This window comes from Rhodococcus indonesiensis (assembly GCF_047782815.1).
GTDB lineage: Bacteria > Actinomycetota > Actinomycetes > Mycobacteriales > Mycobacteriaceae > Rhodococcus > Rhodococcus indonesiensis.
In genome coordinates this window covers 3,170,975-3,188,526 of sequence record NZ_CP180630.1, presented here as the reverse complement: position 1 = coordinate 3,188,526, position 17,552 = coordinate 3,170,975, and the positions used below count along the sequence as shown (strand labels likewise).

Annotated in this window: 16 protein-coding genes; 7 read left to right on the top strand and 9 right to left on the bottom strand. The window is 72.0% G+C overall.

All coding sequences use genetic code 11. The features are described from left to right. Positions 1-22: 22 nt before the first annotated feature. From ACM26Y_RS14645 to ACM26Y_RS14630, 4 genes are all read right to left on the bottom strand, one after another. The gene (locus tag ACM26Y_RS14645) at positions 23-931 is read right to left on the bottom strand and encodes a phytoene/squalene synthase family protein (protein ID WP_371382525.1); all 909 of its coding nucleotides are present in this window, start codon (positions 929-931) and stop codon (positions 23-25) included. Beyond that, positions 928-2,544, bottom strand: a complete 1,617-nt coding sequence (locus ACM26Y_RS14640) for an alpha-(1->6)-mannopyranosyltransferase A (protein WP_289381055.1) — start codon at positions 2,542-2,544, stop codon at positions 928-930. Before ACM26Y_RS14640 ends, ACM26Y_RS14645 begins: the two co-directional genes overlap by 4 nt. A gap of 116 nt (positions 2,545-2,660) precedes the next feature. Next, a complete protein-coding gene (crtI, locus tag ACM26Y_RS14635) occupies positions 2,661-4,193 on the bottom strand; it encodes a phytoene desaturase family protein (protein ID WP_416061256.1) in 1,533 nt (510 codons plus the stop codon). After that, positions 4,193-5,239 (bottom strand): polyprenyl synthetase family protein, encoded by a 1,047-nt coding sequence (locus ACM26Y_RS14630; protein WP_040780793.1) that lies wholly within the window; start codon positions 5,237-5,239, stop codon positions 4,193-4,195. Before ACM26Y_RS14630 ends, crtI begins: the two co-directional genes overlap by 1 nt. Positions 5,240-5,446: 207 nt before the next feature. Here ACM26Y_RS14630 and metF point away from each other — a divergent pair, with 207 nt between their 5' ends. Next, a complete protein-coding gene (metF, locus tag ACM26Y_RS14625) occupies positions 5,447-6,415 on the top strand; it encodes a methylenetetrahydrofolate reductase [NAD(P)H] (protein WP_193788786.1) in 969 nt (322 codons plus the stop codon). A gap of 51 nt (positions 6,416-6,466) precedes the next feature. Here the strand turns inward: metF and ACM26Y_RS14620 are convergent, their stop codons facing one another. From ACM26Y_RS14620 to ACM26Y_RS14600, 5 genes are read right to left on the bottom strand one after another with little or no spacing between them, the layout of a single operon-like run. After that, positions 6,467-7,600: a glycosyltransferase family 2 protein gene (locus ACM26Y_RS14620; RefSeq protein ID WP_416061255.1), complete on the bottom strand. Its 1,134-nt coding sequence runs from the start codon at positions 7,598-7,600 to the stop codon at positions 6,467-6,469. A gap of 3 nt (positions 7,601-7,603) precedes the next feature. Beyond that, positions 7,604-8,305: an LppM family (lipo)protein gene (locus tag ACM26Y_RS14615; protein ID WP_003934146.1), complete on the bottom strand. Its 702-nt coding sequence runs from the start codon at positions 8,303-8,305 to the stop codon at positions 7,604-7,606. A gap of 31 nt (positions 8,306-8,336) precedes the next feature. Beyond that, positions 8,337-9,143 carry a carotenoid biosynthesis protein gene (locus ACM26Y_RS14610; RefSeq protein WP_054373680.1) on the bottom strand — a complete coding sequence of 269 codons (807 nt, stop codon included), beginning with the start codon at positions 9,141-9,143 and terminating at the stop codon, positions 8,337-8,339. Next, on the bottom strand, positions 9,140-10,729 hold the full coding sequence (locus ACM26Y_RS14605; protein WP_416063681.1) for a phytoene desaturase family protein: 1,590 nt from the start codon (positions 10,727-10,729) through the stop codon (positions 9,140-9,142). Before ACM26Y_RS14605 ends, ACM26Y_RS14610 begins: the two co-directional genes overlap by 4 nt. A gap of 10 nt (positions 10,730-10,739) precedes the next feature. Then, positions 10,740-11,339, bottom strand: a complete 600-nt coding sequence (locus ACM26Y_RS14600; protein ID WP_003934149.1) for a GNAT family N-acetyltransferase — start codon at positions 11,337-11,339, stop codon at positions 10,740-10,742. Between the two features lie 178 nt (positions 11,340-11,517). On the opposite strand from ACM26Y_RS14600, the gene ACM26Y_RS14595 reads away from it, so the two are divergent. The 6 genes from ACM26Y_RS14595 to ACM26Y_RS14570 all read left to right on the top strand — a co-directional run bounded on the left by ACM26Y_RS14595 (position 11,518) and on the right by ACM26Y_RS14570 (position 17,528). Next, positions 11,518-12,042, top strand: coding sequence for an SAV_6107 family HEPN domain-containing protein (locus ACM26Y_RS14595; RefSeq protein ID WP_416061254.1), 525 nt, complete (start codon positions 11,518-11,520; stop codon positions 12,040-12,042). 218 nt (positions 12,043-12,260) lie between these two features. Next, on the top strand, positions 12,261-12,677 hold the full coding sequence (locus tag ACM26Y_RS14590) for a DUF3040 domain-containing protein (RefSeq protein ID WP_040780784.1): 417 nt from the start codon (positions 12,261-12,263) through the stop codon (positions 12,675-12,677). Positions 12,678-13,104: 427 nt separating this feature from the next. Next, complete coding sequence (gene mraZ, locus ACM26Y_RS14585) at positions 13,105-13,536, top strand: division/cell wall cluster transcriptional repressor MraZ (protein ID WP_054373681.1); 432 nt, start codon at positions 13,105-13,107, stop codon at positions 13,534-13,536. A 253-nt stretch (positions 13,537-13,789) separates the two neighbouring features. Then, entirely contained in the window at positions 13,790-14,806 is a 1,017-nt protein-coding gene (rsmH, locus tag ACM26Y_RS14580; RefSeq protein ID WP_416061253.1) for a 16S rRNA (cytosine(1402)-N(4))-methyltransferase RsmH, read from the top strand. Continuing rightward, positions 14,803-15,618 (top strand): hypothetical protein, encoded by an 816-nt coding sequence (locus tag ACM26Y_RS14575; protein WP_416061252.1) that lies wholly within the window; start codon positions 14,803-14,805, stop codon positions 15,616-15,618. The genes rsmH and ACM26Y_RS14575 overlap by 4 nt, the downstream gene beginning before the upstream one ends. 62 nt (positions 15,619-15,680) lie before the next feature. Next, entirely contained in the window at positions 15,681-17,528 is a 1,848-nt protein-coding gene (locus tag ACM26Y_RS14570) for a peptidoglycan D,D-transpeptidase FtsI family protein (RefSeq protein WP_416061251.1), read from the top strand. The last annotated feature ends 24 nt before the right edge of the window (positions 17,529-17,552 follow it).

Genomic DNA, 17,552 nt, shown 5'->3' with positions numbered 1-17,552 from the left:
TTCCGGTTCCGGCTCCGGCCGCTCAGCGCAGGCGGACCAGCTGGGTCAGCGCAACCCGCGCACGGCGCCGGCCGGGGACCACGGCGCGCTCGTCGAGGACGCGGTAGCCGCTGCGCTCGACCTCGTCGAGGATTCCGCCGTAGAGCGCGAAGGCGGTGCGGATGCCGGGCCGGATCCGATCCGGCAGCAGCGCCAGACCCGGCTCGGCTCGCCGGTACTCCGCCCGCGTGAGCGCCACGAAGTGGGCCAGTGCCCGGCGCACCCGCGGATCCGGGGTCCCGCCGGTGCGCCGGCCGTGCTCGAGCAGCGCGACATCGACCCCGAAAGCGGCCCACGTGTCGGCCGGCAGGTAGGTGCGCCCCCGGTCGAGGTCCTCGCCCACATCCCGGATGAAGTTCGTGAGCTGGAAGGCTTCTCCGAGCGCCGCTGCATAGGGTGCGGCCGCGTCGATGTCGGCGACCTCGAACACGGGCAGCAACTGCAGTCCGATGACCGCCGCCGAACCGTACATGTACTCCCGCAGCTGCGGCATGTCGTCGTAGCGCGCGCGGAACTCGGGGGTGCCGGGAATGTCCATCCGCATCGACCGGACGAACGCCTCGAAGTACTCCAGGGGCAGCTCGTAGCGCCGGATGGTCTCGGCCAGCGCCCCCACGACCAACCCGGTCGCATCCGCCGGCCCGGGGTCGCCCGCAAGCGCGGCGTGCAGCCGGCGCTCCGTTTCGGTCACCTGCCGGGCGGCGCCGGCCGGGTCGTCGACGGCGGTCACGTCGACGATGTCGTCGACGAGACGAGCGAACCCGTAGAGGGCGTGGACCGCCGACCGTCGTGGCCGGGGCAGGAGACGGGTGGCGAGATAGTACGTCCGGCCGTGCGTGGCCGCCAGCTCCTCGCAGTAGCGGAATCCTGCGTCGGTCTCGGACACGGTCACCTCGGATCGGGGTGGACGGCGGGGACGGGTGGTTCCCGTCGTGCGCGCAGCCGAAGCGGGTCGACGGTACGCAGCGACGCGGCGGCGATCACCGAGGCGACCACAGCCAGGAGCACATGGGCGATGTTGTACATGCCGATCGAGCCGTCGGGGTTGAAGATCAGCATCAGCCAGGTCGACAGGCCCACGAGCACCGCCAACGTGGTCGTCGACAGGGTGAAGCCCGCCGCCACCGCGAGCGGCCACGAGTAGTACCACGGCAGGGCGGCCGGCGAAAGCACCGTGATCGCGGTCAGCGTGATCACGATGCCGAGTACGGCATCGCGCTCGGTGCGCCGGAACCGCCACCACGTCACCACCATGATCACCAGCAACGCCACGGCGCAGAGCATCCTGGTGACGTCGAGGATCGACCCCAGCTGCCACGGCGTGAACCATGTGACGGCGTGCGCCATGATCGTCGGCAACGACAGCCAGTTGATGATCTTCGACGAGCCGGACAAGGCCGTCAGCCAGCCGATACCGACGCCCGCGAGCGCCGAAGTCGCCCCGAACACGGCCGCGAACACCAGCAGCCCCGCGCCCGCGGTCTTCCCGAACAGCACGATCGGCGATGCCGGTTCGCGGCCCTGCGCCCGCGCCCGGTCCCGTTCGTGCAGCATCCAGATCCACACCAGGAAGGGCAGCGCGATTCCCGCCGACGCCTTGACCGCGGCGCCGACGGACACGAGTGCGATGCCGCCGACGTGCCGGCCCTCGAGCACGAGCACGATGCCGGCGATCATGAACCCGACCATCAGCATCTCGTTGTGCACACCGCCGATGAGGTGGATCAGGATCAGCGGGTTGAGCACCGCCAGCCACAGGGCGATACGGGGGTTGCCGCCGAGCCGGCGCGCGAGCTTCGGCACGGCCCACGCGGTGAGCACCAGACCCGGCAGCATCGTCAGCCGCAGCAACCAGGTACCGGTGACGACGTCGTCACCGGTGAGCGACGTGATGCCCGCGCCGAGCAGCAGGTGCACCGGACCGTACGGGGTGGTGGTCGTCTTCCACACGTTGCTCACGTTGTCGAGCAGCACACCCGGGTTGACGACCGGGCCGTCGAGGTACGGGTCGAAGCCGTCGCGCAGCATCGCCCCCTGGGCGAGGTAGGAGTAGGCGTCGCGGCTGAACATCGGCGGGGCCATCAGCAACGGTGCCACCCACATGGGCAGCACCGTCCACAGCTCGCGCAGCGTCACGTGCCCGGAGAGGGTGCTGCGGCCCAGCCGCACCCAGGCCGCGATCATCAGCAGGACACCGGCCCAGATCAGGATCGTCGAGAGCAGCAGGCCGTGCCCGAACCGCAACCAGGACAGGTACAGCTCCTCGAGCAGCGGGTCCTGCCGCCGGACGCTTCCGGCCCCGAATCCGCCGAACGTGACGAAGGCGGCGCCGAGGGTGCCCAGCAGGCCCGCATTGCCGGCCGGGCTCCGGAGGAAATCGCCGGGTCTGCTCCGTGCGGGCTTCGAGCCGGCAGGCTGTGCTTCCGGCGGGCGCTGTGCTTCCGGCGGGCGCTGCGGTCCCGACGGATGCTGTGGAGCAGCGTCGGAAGGGGCAGGGGACGACATGGTTGCGAGTTCCTCCCCCGGGAAGTCGTGGACGGTGCGGGGCCCGGGCGCGGCGCGGGCGGACAGGTGAACGAGGTGACAGTTTAGTTCAGCCGCAACCGTCCGCGGTCCACCACTCACCGCGCGGTGCGGACACCGAGCCGCTCGGCCGCGAGCCGGCCCGACAACACGACCGTCGGCACGCCCACCCCCGGCACGGTCCCGGAGCCCGCGAGCACGACGTTGGGATGGCGTGGATCCAGGTTCCGCCGCCGGAACGGTCCGGTCTGCCGGAAGACGTGCGCCCCGGAGAACGGGCTGCCCGCCAGCATGCCCCGGGCCTGCCAGGTGGCCGGGGTGTCGATGTGATCGATGCGGAACTCGTCGGCGACGCCGTCGTATCCGCGCCGGCCGAGGACGGCGAGCAGTTCGGCGGCGTACGGGTCGGCCAGCGCGGACCAGTCGTACGGGGCGCTGTCCAGGTTGGGGCACGGCGCGAGCACCGACAGCGGCTCGTGCCGCACGCCGTCGCGGACGAAGCCCTGACCCGGGTCGCTCAACGCCGGCCGGGTGATCAGCAGCGAAGGGTCGCTCATGAGCCGGCCGCGGCCGCGTCCCGCGCTGATCTCGGCGAACGTCTCCTCCCACGACGCACCGAAGTCGATGGTGTGGTGGTGGGTCGCAGGCCAACGCGCGGCAACGGCGGACGGCACGCTCCCGTGCAGCACCACCGCCGACGGTGACGCGAGCACACGGCGCCGCCGGCGTGGCGGCAGCAGCCTGTCCACGACCGGCAGGTCCGGGCTCAGCACCACGGCGTCGCACGGCACGCGTTCCCCCGAGGCGGTGCGGACGGCGGTGGCCGTGCGGCCGTCGAAGTCCAGACCCGTGACCTCGGTGCCGAGGCGCAGTTCCCCGCCGGCAGTGACGATCGCGTCGGCCATCGCGCGGGCCAGCACCCGCATGCCACCCTCCACCGAGTACACGCCGAGGGACGTGTCCATGTGGGCGATGGCGCCGTACACCGCCAGCGCCCGGGCGGGTGCGACACCCGCGTACAACGCCTGGAAAGTGAACACGCGGCGCAGCCGCGGGTCGGTGATCCGGCGGTTAACCTGGGCCCCCAACCGGCCGAACCCGCCCAGACGGAGCAGCGTCGCCAGGTCGCGCGCCGCCGCGGGGGAAGCGACCAGGTCGAGGGGGGAGTCGAAGTTCCCGGCCATGAACCGGTCGAACTCGGCGTCGAAGATCTCCGCGAGCCAGGAGCGCAGCCGAAGATAGCGCTGCGCCTCGTCGGCTCCGCACACCCGGGTGATCTCGGCGACCATCGCGTCCGGATCGGTGTGCACGTCCAGGGTCGTGCCGTCGGCGAACCGGGCGTGGTACGCCGGGGCGAGCCGACTCAGCCGTACCGCCGGGGTGACGGACTCGAAGTCGGCGCCGACGGCCGCCAACGCGTCCGCGATGAGTTCCGGCATGGTGAGCACGGTGGCGCCGTTGTCGATCTCGTAACCGGGTCCGGCGTGCACTCCCACCCGGCCGCCGACGGTCGTCTCGCGTTCGAGGACGGTCACCTTGCGCCCGGCGCCGAGCAGATACAGCGCGGTCGAGAGCCCGGCGAGCCCGGCCCCCACGACGACGACGCGCTCGGCGTCCTTCACGGTGCGCATCAGGCGGCCCGCCGCGTCGCGTCGAGCGCCGCCGCCCGCAGACGGGCCTTGCCCTCGTCCGTCGCGCTCGAGCCGTCCAGCGTCGCGAGCGCTGCGTCGGTGAGCGCGGCGATGCGCCGCTCCACCCGGTCCACGGCCCCGAGGTCGGTGATGACCGTCCGCAATTTCTCGACGTCCGCGTCGGACAGGTCCGAGCCGATGCTCTCGCGCAGCAACCGGGCGGCCTCGGGGTCACGGGCGTCGGCGGATTCCAGGGCCAGCGCGTACAGCACGGTTCGTTTGCCCGACCGCAGGTCGTCGCCGGACGGTTTGCCGGTGACCTCCGGATCTCCGAACACGCCGAGGAGGTCGTCGCGGAGCTGGAAGGCGAGCCCGACGTCGGTGCCGAACTCCCGGTAGGCGGCGATCAGGGCGTCGTCGGCACCGGCGAGCGCGGCGCCGAGATGCAACGGCCGTTCGATCGTGTACGCGGCGGTCTTGAACCGGTTGACCCGCATCGCCGCGGGCACGGATTCGTCGGCCGACACCTCGCCTGCGATGTCGAGGAACTGCCCGCCGAGGACCTCGGTGCGCATCGCCGACCACACCGGTGCGATCCGCGCGGTCGTGGCCGAATCCAGTCCGGCTTCCCGAACCATGTCGTCGGCCCAGGCCAGAGCGAGGTCACCGAGGAGGATGGCCACGGCGGTGCCGAACTGCTCGGGCCGGCCCCGCCAGCCCGATGCGCGGTGCCGGTCGGCGAACTCGACGTGCACGGTCGGGAAGCCGCGGCGGGTGGTGGATTCATCGATGATGTCGTCGTGCACCAGAGCGCAGGCCTGGATCAGTTCGAGTGCCGAACAGGCTCGCAGCACCGCGGGCGCGTCGAGACCGGAGGGGTCACCGCCGGCGCCGATCCAGCCGTTCCACGCGAACGCCGGACGCACCCGCTTGCCGCCGCGAAGCACGAAGGATTCGAGTGCCGTGACGGCCTCGGGGTAGCCGCCGCCGATCGGTTCGACGAGTTCGATCCGCGAGACGAAGAAGTCGCGCAGGGCGCCCTCCACGAGATCGGGAAACAAGGCGGCGGGCACGGGTTCGGATCCGGTGAACAGGGCGTCCTCCTGGTCGTGTGTGGACGGGCCCGTCGGGCGACGGCGGGTGCGGCCCGATCGCGCAACGAAACGCGCCGAGTGCACCCGCGCCCACCCTATCCGGCGGCCGGGGGCCTCGCCCCCGTTCGGCCCGCTCCGACGTGCCCCTATGCTGGTCGGGTGACATTCGATTCCGACAGCGGGCCGGTCGGCGGTGGAGAATCCCGTACGCCGTCGGTGGTGGACCGTCTCCGTGCGCCCCGCGGCGCGCGAATCCCATTCTCGGTGGAGTTCTCCCCGCCGCGCGACGCCGACGCCGAGGCGCGCCTGTGGCGTGCCGTGCGCGAGTTCGAACGCCTCGGCCCGGCCTTCGTGTCGATGACGTACGGAGCCGGTGGTTCCACCCGGGACCGCACCGTGCGGGTCACCGGTGAGCTGGCGGAGGAAACCACGCTCCTGCCGGTGGCGCATCTGACCGCCGTCGGGCACAGCGTCGACGAACTTCGTGCCATGGTCGGTGCCTACGCCGATCGTGGCATCACCAACATCCTGGCGTTGCGAGGTGACCCGCCGGGAAATCCGCTGGGCGAATGGACCCGGCACCCGCAGGGGCTCGAGTACGCGGAGGAACTCGTCCGATTGGTCCGCGACCTCGGTGACTTCCACGTCGGAGTGGCGTCGTTCCCCGAGGCGCACCACCGCTCCCCGGACCTCGAGCACGACACGCGGTATCTCGTCCACAAGCTGCGCGCGGGCGCCGAGTACTCGATCACACAGATGTTCTTCGACGTCGAGGACTACCTGCGGCTGCGGGACCGAGTCGTGGCCTACGACCCGGAACAGGGAGCCAAGCCGATCATCCCGGAGATCATGCCGATCACGTCGTTGCGCACGGCGCGGCGCAGCCTGGAGCTGTCCGGGTCGAAGTTGCCGGCCACCCTCGAGGAGCGCCTCGTCCGGGCCGCCGGGAACGGCCCGGAGGAGGACCGTGCCGCCGTGCGCGAAGTGGGCATCGACGTCGCCACCGAGATGGCGGAGCGACTCATCGCCGAGGGCGCGCCCTGCCTGCACTTCATCACCCTGAACTTCGCGCGGGCTACCCGCGAGGTGCTCGCCCGCCTCGGCATCGCGGTGCCCACGGCGGTCTGACCCGGGCGCTCTGGGCGGGGCGCTCAGGCCGGACGACTCAGGACAGACGACTCAGGGCAGGGGCCGGTCCTTCCAGCCGAGCCGGCCGGTGCGCCGCGCGCGGAGCGAGTCGATCGTCAGCGCCGCGAACCCGCCCACCGCGAAGGGGTGGGTGCAGGCGGCTGCCAGATCGGACGGGTCGAGGCCGCCGCGTTCGGTCGCGCGGGCCACGGTCCGGGAAACGACCGCCGCGGCGGTCCCCACGACCCCCCAGCGCCGGGCCGGGCCGCGGCCGAGCACCGCCGCCACGGGCGGCAGCACGTAGGTCACCGCGGCAGCGACGAGCACCGCCCCAGATCCGGCGGGGGAACCGAACGCCGACCACAGCCAGCGCGTGTACCCGGCCCGCAAGGGCGCAGCGCCCTCGTACATCCGGCAGGACACGACGTTGCCGGCCGCGGCCACCATCGTGCGCCGCCCGGCCCGGCGCAGGGCCCGGGCGAGGTCGAGGTCCTCGGTGGGACTGGACGCCACCGCGACGTGCCCGCCGACCGCGGCGTACGCCTGTGCGTCGAACACGAGGAACTGTCCGCACGAGACCGCGGTGGACGGCCGGTTCGAGCGGTGGGACACCGCGATCGGCAGCGTCGCGAACCAGGACCAGAACAGCAGCGGCTGCACCAGCTGCTCGGCGGTGGAGCCGGCCTGCTGGAAAGGCCACGGGGTGAGCAGGTCGGCCCCACGGTCCCTCAGCACGGTCACCGCGGAGGCCACCGCGTCGGGGGCCAACCGCACGTCCGCGTCGACGAAGGCGACCACGCCGGACGGATCGGTGGCGGCGTAGGCACGTGCGCATGCCGCGGCCTTGCCCGTCCACCCGGGTGGTGGCGACGCGGTCGAACGCATCACCGTGACGTGGGGATCCTCCCCGGCCGCCAGCCGGGCCGCCTCGGCCGTGCCGTCGACCGAGTCGTCGTCGAAGATCACCACCCGCAGTCGGCGCAGACCGCGCTGGGCGCGCAGATCCGCGACGAGACGAGGTAGGCGACGGGCTTCGTTGCGGGCGGGGACGATCACCGTCACCGGTTCGTCGACGACATCGCCGGGGGCGAGCCGGGGCAGGGTGAGGCGATTGGCGACGGCGACGGCGGCTCCCAGGGTCGCGGCGACGGCCCCGGCGCGGACGACGCCGACCAACGGCCGCATCGCCTATGACGCCGTCGCGTCGTCGCGGCTGCGTCGCGCGGGCGCGGGGTTGCGGTTCATCCAGGCGAGTACTCCGATGATCGCCGCGACACCGATCGTGACGCCGGCGACGATTCCCGCCCAGCCGGCGAACCCCCTGGTGTTCGGATCGGCGTAGCGGACCTCGGCGCGCAACGTACTCACCTCACCGGCCGGCAGCTTCCACGTGACGATCGAGTCGGATTCACGGTTGCCGTTGGTCGTCGCGACCCGGGCCGGGAACGCGATCGTGATCTGCACGTCGGTGCCCTGGACAGGCACCGACTCGAGGTCGACCTTGCCGTTGACGCTCACCAGGTCACCGGCGCGCTGCAGCGCGAGCTGGAAGGTGCCCGAGGTCTGGTCCGACATCGACCCCAGCTGTTGCACGTCCCCGAAGCTCAGATCACTGAAGAACACCTGACTACCGACGTACCCGTCCTGGTCGTATTCCTGCACGCGGACCTTGCCGGCGAGAGAGCCGGGAGCCGTCAGTTGCGGTCCCTTGTCGTTCTCGTCGGCGGGGATCGTCGCGGCCACGATCTGCCCGGAGACACGGTCGTCGGCCGAGACCCCCATCGTCGCCTGCACCCGCAGGCAGCCGGCGAGGGCGGGGACGAGCAGGAGCAGGAGCGCCGCCGCCGCGAGGGACCGTCGGCGGGAGCGGGGCGAGGTGGGCGGCTGCACAGCGACATCGTGCCAGGAGCGGGGTGACGTGTCAGACGCGAGCCCCGGTCCCGGCGCGTCGCCGCAGGGACAACAACAGCGGGATGCCGAGCACGCTCATGACCGCCGACCCGTAGAGAGCCGAGTACTTCAGCTCGGGCGCGCCCAGGAAGACGCTGTGGGCGAGCGCAGACCCGAGCCACGTCCACACGAACAGCACCAGGGGGACGGTGTCGGTGCCCGGCTGCACCGGTCCGGTCCGGTCGAGCAGGTCCAATGCCACGGCCATGAGCGTGGCCACGACGATCCAGCCGAGGTAGTTGGTGAGCGGGATCTGCTCGATACCGGGCAGGCCGCCGCCGTTGCACCAGCTCCATTGGCCGTCGGAGACCATCTGCGGGTCGAGGTACAGGTCCCAGCCGACCATGCCCACCGTGGTGAGCGCGATGCGAGTCACCCGCTCGCGGTTCCCGTCCGGCCGCGAGATCCCGCTGCGCGCGGCGAGCAGCGACGCCACGTACCAGACCGGGTACATCCCCGCGGTCCAGGCGAGCGGCACCACGAGAGGCACGTCGAACAGCGCGGGACCGAGCCGGTCGGCGGCGTACGCATAGCAACCGTACGGGTACCCGGTCGCCGTGCCCACCACCTCGGATGCGAAGCCGATCCCTGCCGTGATCGCGAAGAACCCGGCGGTCCAGACCGCGCCGCGTCGCGCAGCCGCGTGCGCGAGCCCGGCGGCCGCGAGAAGGGTGACCACGGCGACGGTGACGAGATCGCGGGCCTGGCCGGAGGTCAGCGGGTAGGCGATCTGCGCGGCGATCGCACAACCGGCGAGAACGACGGGCAGCCGATTCATCGACGCCACCGCCCCAGCGCGCGGCGCACAGGGCCACCCGCGGAATCGGCGAGCGCCAGTTGCGCGGCGGCGCGCCCGCTCGCGCCGGAGACCCCGCCCCCGGGATGGGTGGACGCGCCGGTCAGATAGACACCGTCGGCGCCCGGGACCCGGTGCCCGGACAGTTCCGGCAGCGGCCGCCACATGAACATCTGGTCCAGCGACATCTCCACATGCATGACATTGCCGCCGATCAGACCCAGTTCGCGTTCGATCTCGTGCGGGGTCTGGATGTGCCGGTGCCGGACGGAGCCGGCGAAGCCGGGCGCGAACCGCTCCATCTCGGCGACGATCCGGTCCGTCTCCGGCTCGGCCAGCGCGGACCACTGCCGGTCGCCGGAGAGCCGGTACGGGTGCCACTGCGACCACAGGGTCACCTGGTGTTCGCCGGGCGGGGCGATCGACGGATCGAGCGCCGTGAAACTCATGGCCAGCACGGCCGGCCGCGGCGGCAGTTCCCCCGCCAGGGCGGCGCCGTGCGCGAGCCGGAGCCGGGCCCGGTCCTCGACGAGCAGTTGCAGGCCGCGCACGGCCTCGGCGGCGTCGGCGGGCCCGCTCGGATACCGGGGCAGCGCGTCGGTCGCCAGGCGTACCACCATGCCGATGCCCGGGCCGACGCGGATCCGGCGCCGCCACGCGTCGAGGCGGGCGCGGTCGAATCCGCCGCGTTCGAGCAGATCGAACGTGGTCAGCACGTGACAGCCGGCGATCACGGTGCGCGCGGTGACGACACGTCCGGAGTCGGTGCGCACCGCCCAGCCGTCCCCGGCGCGGCGGATCTCGGTGACGGCGTCGCCGAGGGTGACGGCCCCACCGTCGGACCCGAGGCGGGTGGACAGGGCCCGGGTCAGCGCGCCGCTCCCGCCGACCGCCCGCCCGGGCGGCAGGGTGTGCATCAATGCCGCGAAGCCGACCATGGGCGCAGTGCCGGGCTCGGACATCGGGGGACCGGACTGGGCACCGAACCAGGCGAGGGCGGCCTTGAGCGGCTCGTCGTCGAAGTACTCGTCGAGGAGGGCGTCGCCGGTGCCGAGGAACTGGCGGGAGAGGTCACTGCCGCCGCTGCCGGTGTCCAGACCCCAGAAGGACGAGAGCAGGTGCCGGCCGGTCGGTGGTACCGAGAACGAGCGCATCACCCGGGCGCTGCGCGGACCCCACACCGTCACGAAGCGGCGGTAGGCGTCGGCCTCGCGTGGACCGCACGCCGCCTCGACGGATCGGCAGGTGCGGTCGAGATCGCGATGGAAGACGATCCCCGGGCGGTCGCTGCCCGCCGGGGCCGGGGCGAACGCCCACGGGTCGCAGTCGACATAGCGCAGGCCGTGCGCGGCCAGATCGAGTTCCTCGACGATGCCGGTGTGCCGGATCATGACGTGGGCCGACGAGCCGCGGTCGACCGCGTGGCCCGGGAAGCGTTCCACGGTCGACACGGCGCCACCGAGCACGGTGTCCCGCTCGAGCACCTCCACGGACCGGCCCGCGCGGGCCAGGTAGCACGCGCTCACCAGGGCGTTGTGCCCGGAACCCACTACGACGGCATCGATCACCCCGTCCACGCTACGGACCTTCGAGCGGAAGGTCCCGGCCCAGGACGGCGAAGGGACGGGCGTCCCCGGTGAACCGGAAGTTGCGGACGACGTCGCGGAACCCGAATCGCCGGTACAGCCGCCAGGCCCGGTTGTCCTCGCCGGGCGTCTCGGGAGTCGACAGCAGCACCGTGCGCTCGGGGCGGCCGCTCAGGAGCCGGCGCAGGAGCGCCTCGCCGATACGGTGCCCCTGGGCGTCCGGCCGCACGTGCAGCTCGGTCAGTTCGAAGTAGTCGCCGAGGACGGCGTCGATCGTCTCCGGCGGGTAGCCGGCATGGCGCATCCCGGTCCGCACCTGCTGGTTCCACCACTGATGCGGTGACCCGCAATAGCCGTAGGCGATCGCGACGAGCGTCGACGGTTCCTCCGGTAGAGCCGCCGCGACGGCCTTCCATCCCGGGCGGGCGGAGTGCTCGGACCACATGGGCGCGCGGTGGTACTCGGTGCCGCGCGGGTATCGCATCGCGGCCACGTAGATGGGCAGCACCTCGGGCAGCCGCGCGCGGAACTCGGCGGCGGAGAGATCGACGACGATCGGTGCCGCGCCCCGCGGGCTCGCATCCGTACTCATGACGGGGAGTGGACCGCCTTCCCTTGACTGCGTGTCGGTAGGTGCAGCTATATTGAATACGTCGAACGGATGTTCGATACCGGGGATCCGGCGATGTTCGAGGGAAGCGAACATCGCCGGATCGCCGGGGCCGTGACCCGGCCGGTGCCCGGCGGGGTGCAGGGAGGTGTTCGGAGTGATGATCGCGGCACGAACCACACAGTCGGCTGCTGCACCGTCGGGCGCGACCGGTCCGCGGGCCGTCGGCCGTCCGGACTGCGCCGCCCGCCCGGTGTCCTCGCGCGCCGCAACCTTGCTCGACCGCGCGGACGAGCTGCTCTCGGCCGCCGCCGGCACCCCGGAACCGTCCGAGCGGTTCCATCTGGCGTATCTCGCCGCGCTGCGCGGGGCCGGGGCCGTACTCGCCGGGGCCGAGCTGCGGGCGGTCCGACCGGTGCGTCGTCCCCGCACCCGCAACGCGTGGGTGCTCATGGCGCGCGCGGAGCCGGGGTTCGCGGTCTGGGCCGACTTCTTCGCCGATCGTTCCGACACCCGCGCGGCGATCGAGGCGGGGGTCACCCGCTCCGTGCCTGCCGACGAGGCGAGCCGCTTCTACGACGAGGTGGGCCGTTTCCTCCACGAGGTCGAGGACTACCTGACCGGCGCGGACGACCGGTCGGGGGGCGCAGACCCGGGGTCGGGAGCCAGCCGCCGCACCGCCTGATCGGTGCGGGACGCAGCCCGGGTCGTTCGACGGCCCGGGCCGGGTCCGTCGGCCCCTCGTACGCAGGTCCTTCGGAACCGTGATCGAACTCGAATCCGCAGTTTGTGGTCCCCGCCGGGATGTACTCGTATTATTGAGCCAGGCGGCCGTCAAAGTCGGCCCCCCGTCGATCTGGACCGCAGATCCGGCGGCCACCGTTTAGTGCCGGGGGAGGTACCGTGCCACTCTCCGAGCACGAGCAGCGCATGCTCGAACAGATCGAGAGCGCGCTCTATGCTGAGGATCCCAAGTTCGCCTCTACCGTCCGGGGAAGCCGGATGGGGATGGCGTCCAGTCGGCGTCGGCTCCAGGCCGGCGCGTTGTTCGCACTGGGTTTGGCGTTGCTGATCGCAGGCGTCGCCCTCCCGGTGAAGCCGGGCGGGTTCCCGATCATCAGTCTCGTCGGATTCATCGTCATGTTCGGCGCGGGGGTCCTGCTCCTCCTCGGAGGCAAGCGCGGTCCAGGCGCCGGCGACGGTCCCCGCGGAACAGGTCGCGGTTCCGCGGAAGGTAGACCCCGCGGCGGCCGCAAGTCCGGCGGAGGGTTCAGCAAGAGGATGGAGGACCGCTTCCGCCGGCGTTTCGAGCAGGAGTAGCGCGCAGTACTTCACGCGAGTTCTCAGGAACGGCGCGTCCCGGTTGCCGGGGCGCGCCGTTCGGCTTTTCCCGGCGCGTGGCACACCGGGCCCCACCGCCCCCCACCGTCATGCCCCACCGCCCCCCACCGTCGTGCCCTGATCCGGTGAGGCGCCCGTCGAGGCGAGGCGACCAGGGTGTTCTCCCGGGCCCGAGTTCGTCGTCGCGCGACGGGGACCCGTCTCCCGCGGCACGGCGGCACTGCCTCGTCGCCGTCGCCCACTCTGCCCCACCCGCCCTGAACTGCGGACAGTCGAAAAACGGCGCCGCGCGGCGGCGCGTAAGCGGTTGAACGTGGGGGAAAGTGGGGTAGTGTGGGTCGCGGCGGAGGGGTTCCTCCGTCGAGCAAAGGACAGGGTCCGGCCGGGGCGTGGCGGGGGGTGTCGAGTGTTCCTCGGTACCCACACGCCCAAGCTGGACGACAAGGGGCGGCTCACGCTGCCTGCCAAGTACCGAGACGAACTGGCGGGAGGGCTGATGATCACGAAGGGTCAGGACCACAGCCTTTCCGTCTTCCCTCGCGACGAGTTCGCCGCCCTCGCCGAGCGTGCCGCCGCGGCTTCGCGGAGCAATCCGCAGGCCCGGGCGTTCCTCCGGAGCCTGGCGGCGGGAACCGACGAGCAACGTCCCGATGCGCAGGGCCGGATCACCCTGTCCGCGGCCCACCGCAGGTACGCGGGACTCACGAAGGACTGCGTCGTGATCGGTGCCGTCAAGCACCTGGAGATCTGGGACGCGGCGGCGTGGGAGCAGTACCTCGCCGAGCACGAGGAAGAATTTTCGGAAGCGAGAGACGAGGCCCTGCACGACATTCTATGACCGGAACCGCAGCAACGACCGTAGCGCCACCGCGGCGAGTGCCGCGAGGCCTCTGCCCGACAGCGACCCTGACACACTTCCCCAGTGCCAGGTTCGTGAAACGGAACCCTGACGTACTTCCCCAACGCCAGGTTTCCAGTTCGGACAGAGACCTCGATGCATTCGCCGCGGTCGTCTCCGGACCCAGCCGCGACGCCCCGACCGAAGCCACGATCCGATCGCCCACGAACCGAGCAGGACAACCGGAGGAAGAATGGCGGAGGGGCAGGACGCGGCGGCAGTCCCGGAGGCCGCGAGTCCGGAGAGCTTCGGTCATATCCCGGTTCTGCTCGACCGCGCTGACGAGTTGCTCGGCCCCGCCCTCGAAGCCGCCGGTGCAGGGGCGATCTACGTGGACGCCACCCTCGGTCTCGGCGGACACTCCGAGCACTTCCTGCGTACCTATCCGGGCGCGCACCTGATCGGACTCGATCGCGATCCCGACGCGCTCGCCGTCGCCCGCCGGCGGCTGGCGCCGTACGCCGGCCGCACGCGGTTCGTGCACACCCGCTACGACGGCATCGCCGACGCCCTCGCGTCCTGCGGACTGGATCGGGTCGGATCCGTCCATGCGATCCTGTTCGACCTCGGCGTGTCCTCGATGCAACTCGACGAGGCCGAGCGGGGCTTCGCCTACTCCCGCGACGCCCCGCTGGACATGCGCATGGACCCCACCACGGGAATCACCGCGGCCGACGTCCTCAACACCTACAGCCACGGCGACCTCGCCCGCATCCTCAGCACCTACGGGGAGGAGCGGTTCGCCGGGAAGATCGCCTCGGAGATCGTTCGGCAGCGGGCGAAGGCGCCGTTGCGCACGAGCGGGGAGCTGGTGGAGTTGCTCTACCGGACCATCCCGGCCGCGTCCCGCCGTACCGGCGGGCATCCCGCCAAGCGCACTTTCCAGGCGCTGCGCGTCGAGGTCAACGGCGAACTCGACTCGCTGCGCGCCGCGATCCCGGACGCCCTGGAGGCGCTCGCCGTCGGGGGACGGGTGGTGTTCATGTCGTACCAGTCCCTCGAGGATCGCGTGGTCAAGCAGCTTCTCACGCCGCTGACGAAGTCGAAGAGTCCCGAGGGGCTCCCGGTGGAACTCCCGGGTACCGGGCCGGAGTTGCGGATGCTCACCCGCGGGGCGGAACGGGCGACGGAGCAGGAGATCGAGGCAAATCCGCGTTCGGCGCCGGTGCGCCTGCGTGCTGCGGAACGAATCGCCAGGAGGTACCGATGACCGTACAGGTGGCAGCACCTGCTCGCCGGCCGGCGCGATCGACGGCGGCGCAGCGCGCCTATCAGCGGCGCAGCCGGCGTACGGCGCATCTGGGCGCGGAGCCGGCGACTCCCGCCCCGGCACGCCGCAGCGCTCGGGTGGCGGCGCGAATTCCGTTCGTGGCCACCATCATCGCTCTCCTCGGGATCGGCATGGCCGTGACCCTGCTGTTGACCACGCGCGCCGCGGAGGACTCCTACCAGCTCAGCGCCGCACGCGACTACAACCAGCGCCTCGTCCAGGAGCGCGCCGTCCTGCAACGTGACGTCCAGGCCGGTAATTCGGCGCCGGTGCTGGCGATGCAGGCCGCGAAGCTCGGCATGATCCCCACCGGCGAGGTCGCACGCCTCGTCGTCGGGGACGACGGCGGGGTACAGGTGGTGGGAACGCCCGCACCCGCGGAGGGGGCTCCGGCCGCGCCGCTGACCCCGCCGGCCCCCGGTGACCGGGCCCGGGCGCAGCTTCCGCCCCTCGCGGGTAGCGCGGGCAGCGAGAATCCGCGACCGGTGACCCCGTCGTCCGGCGCCGATCGGTCCGCCGCGCCCTCGGGTGCCGCCACCGGCGAGGCTCCTACCGCGACGACATCCCCACTCACTCCGCCGCCCGCCGAATCTGCCCCGACACCCGAGAACGCCACGCCGCCGCCCGCCGAGTCTGCCCCGGCACCCGAGAACGCCACGCCGTCGCCCGGCAATGCCGGGGCCGCGCCCGGTCAGCCGGAACAATTGGTGCCCGTGACCCCTGCGACGCAAGCCGAGGACGGGCGCCGGTGAGGCGAGGGACCCCACCGTCTTCCCGGCCGGTCCGCGGCCGCCCCGCTCCCTCCCGCCGGCCGGTGCCCGTCCGGCGGGCCCGCTCCCGCCCGGGCTCCGGCGGGGCCGACACCACCGGCTTCCGGTTCCGCTACCGGTACGGCCGCGCGGTGATGTTCCTGGCGCTCGGGGTGGCGGCCGCACAACTGCTGTGGGTTCAGGTCGTGCAGGCTCCGCAGCTGACCGCCGAATCGGCCAGCCAGCGCACGACGCGGCTCGTCGAGCCCGCTACCCGCGGCACCATCGCCGACCGCAACGGCAGTCCGTTGGCCTACACGATGGAGGCGAAGGCACTCACGTTCCAGCCCGTGCGCGTGCGACGGGAACTCGACGAGGCGCGTGCCCAGGACCCGACACAGCCCGAGACCGACGCATATCTGGAAGGCGTCGCCGCCGCGATCCACGAGGCGCTGGGGGCGGCCGCCCCCGAGGACGAGATCCTCGACAAGCTCCGCAGTGACGAGACATTCGTCTATCTGGCGCGCGGCGTCGACCCGGCGGTTGCCACCGCGATCGTCGACGAGTACGACCGGGTGGGTCTCGAGCGTCAGGACATCCGGCTGTATCCCGGCGGTTCGCTCGCCGCCAATCTCGTCGGTGCGACCGGCTGGGACGGGCACGGCCTCCTCGGCCTCGAGGACGCCATGGATTCCGTGCTCGCCGGCACCGACGGTTCGTCGACGTACGACCGGGGCTCCGACGGCGCTGTGATCCCCGGAAGCTGGCGCGATCAGCAGCCCGCCGTCGACGGTTCCGCGGTGGAGCTGACCATCGATTCCGACGTCCAGTACTACGTACAGCAGCAGGTTCAGCGGGCCAAGGACCTCTCCGGGGCGAAGAACGCCTCCGCCGTCGTACTCGACGCCCGGACCGGCGAGGTCGTCGCCATGGCCAACGACGGTACGTTCGACCCCTCGATCGGGGTCGGCAACAACCCGAAGGACGCCGAACTCGGTAATCCCGCCGTCAGCACCCCCTTTGAGCCGGGGTCGGTGAACAAGATCGTCACCGCGGCCGCCGCGATCGAGGACGGGCTCACCACCCCGGACGAGGTGCTGCAGGTACCCGGCACGATCCGGATGGCCGGCGTCACCGTCAAGGACGCATGGGACCACGGCGTCGTGCCGTACACCGCGACCGGCGTGTTCGGGAAATCCTCCAACGTGGGGACTCTGATGCTCGCGGAACGGGTCGGTGAGGACCGGTTCGCGCAGATGCTGGACCTGTTCGGTCTCGGACAGCGCACCGACGTGGGCCTGCCCGGCGAGTCCGCCGGCAGCGTGCCCAGTCGCGAGCAGTGGTCCGGTGGCACGTTCGCCAACCTGCCGATCGGGCAGGGTCTGTCCATGACGCTGCTCCAGATGGCCGGGATCTACCAGGCCATCGCCAACGACGGCGAGCGGATCCCGCCGCGCGTCGTCCGGGCCGTCGTGGCCCCGGACGGCACCCGCACCGACACACCCCGGCCGGATCCGGTGCGGGTGGTCAGCCCGCAGACTGCCGCCACGGTGCGCGACATGTTCCGGGCCGTGGTGCAGGACGACACCGGCAATCAGCGCGGCACCGGTACCCCGGCCGCGATCGAGGGCTACCAGGTCTCCGGCAAGACCGGCACCGCGCAGCAGGTCGACCCGGCGTGCAAGTGCTACTCGAACTCGAACTACTGGATCACCTTCGCCGGGATCGCACCCGCCGACCGTCCCCGCTATGTGATCGGCATCATGCTCGACGCGCCCACCCGCAGCGCCGACGGCAGCGGCGGCCAGTCCGCCGCACCGCTGTTCCACACGATCGCCTCGTGGTTGCTGCAGCGCGAGGGCGTGCCGCTGTCGGCCGACCCGGGCAGCAAGCTGATCCTGCAGGTGGACTGAGCCGCGCGGGTGCGGTCGATCGCC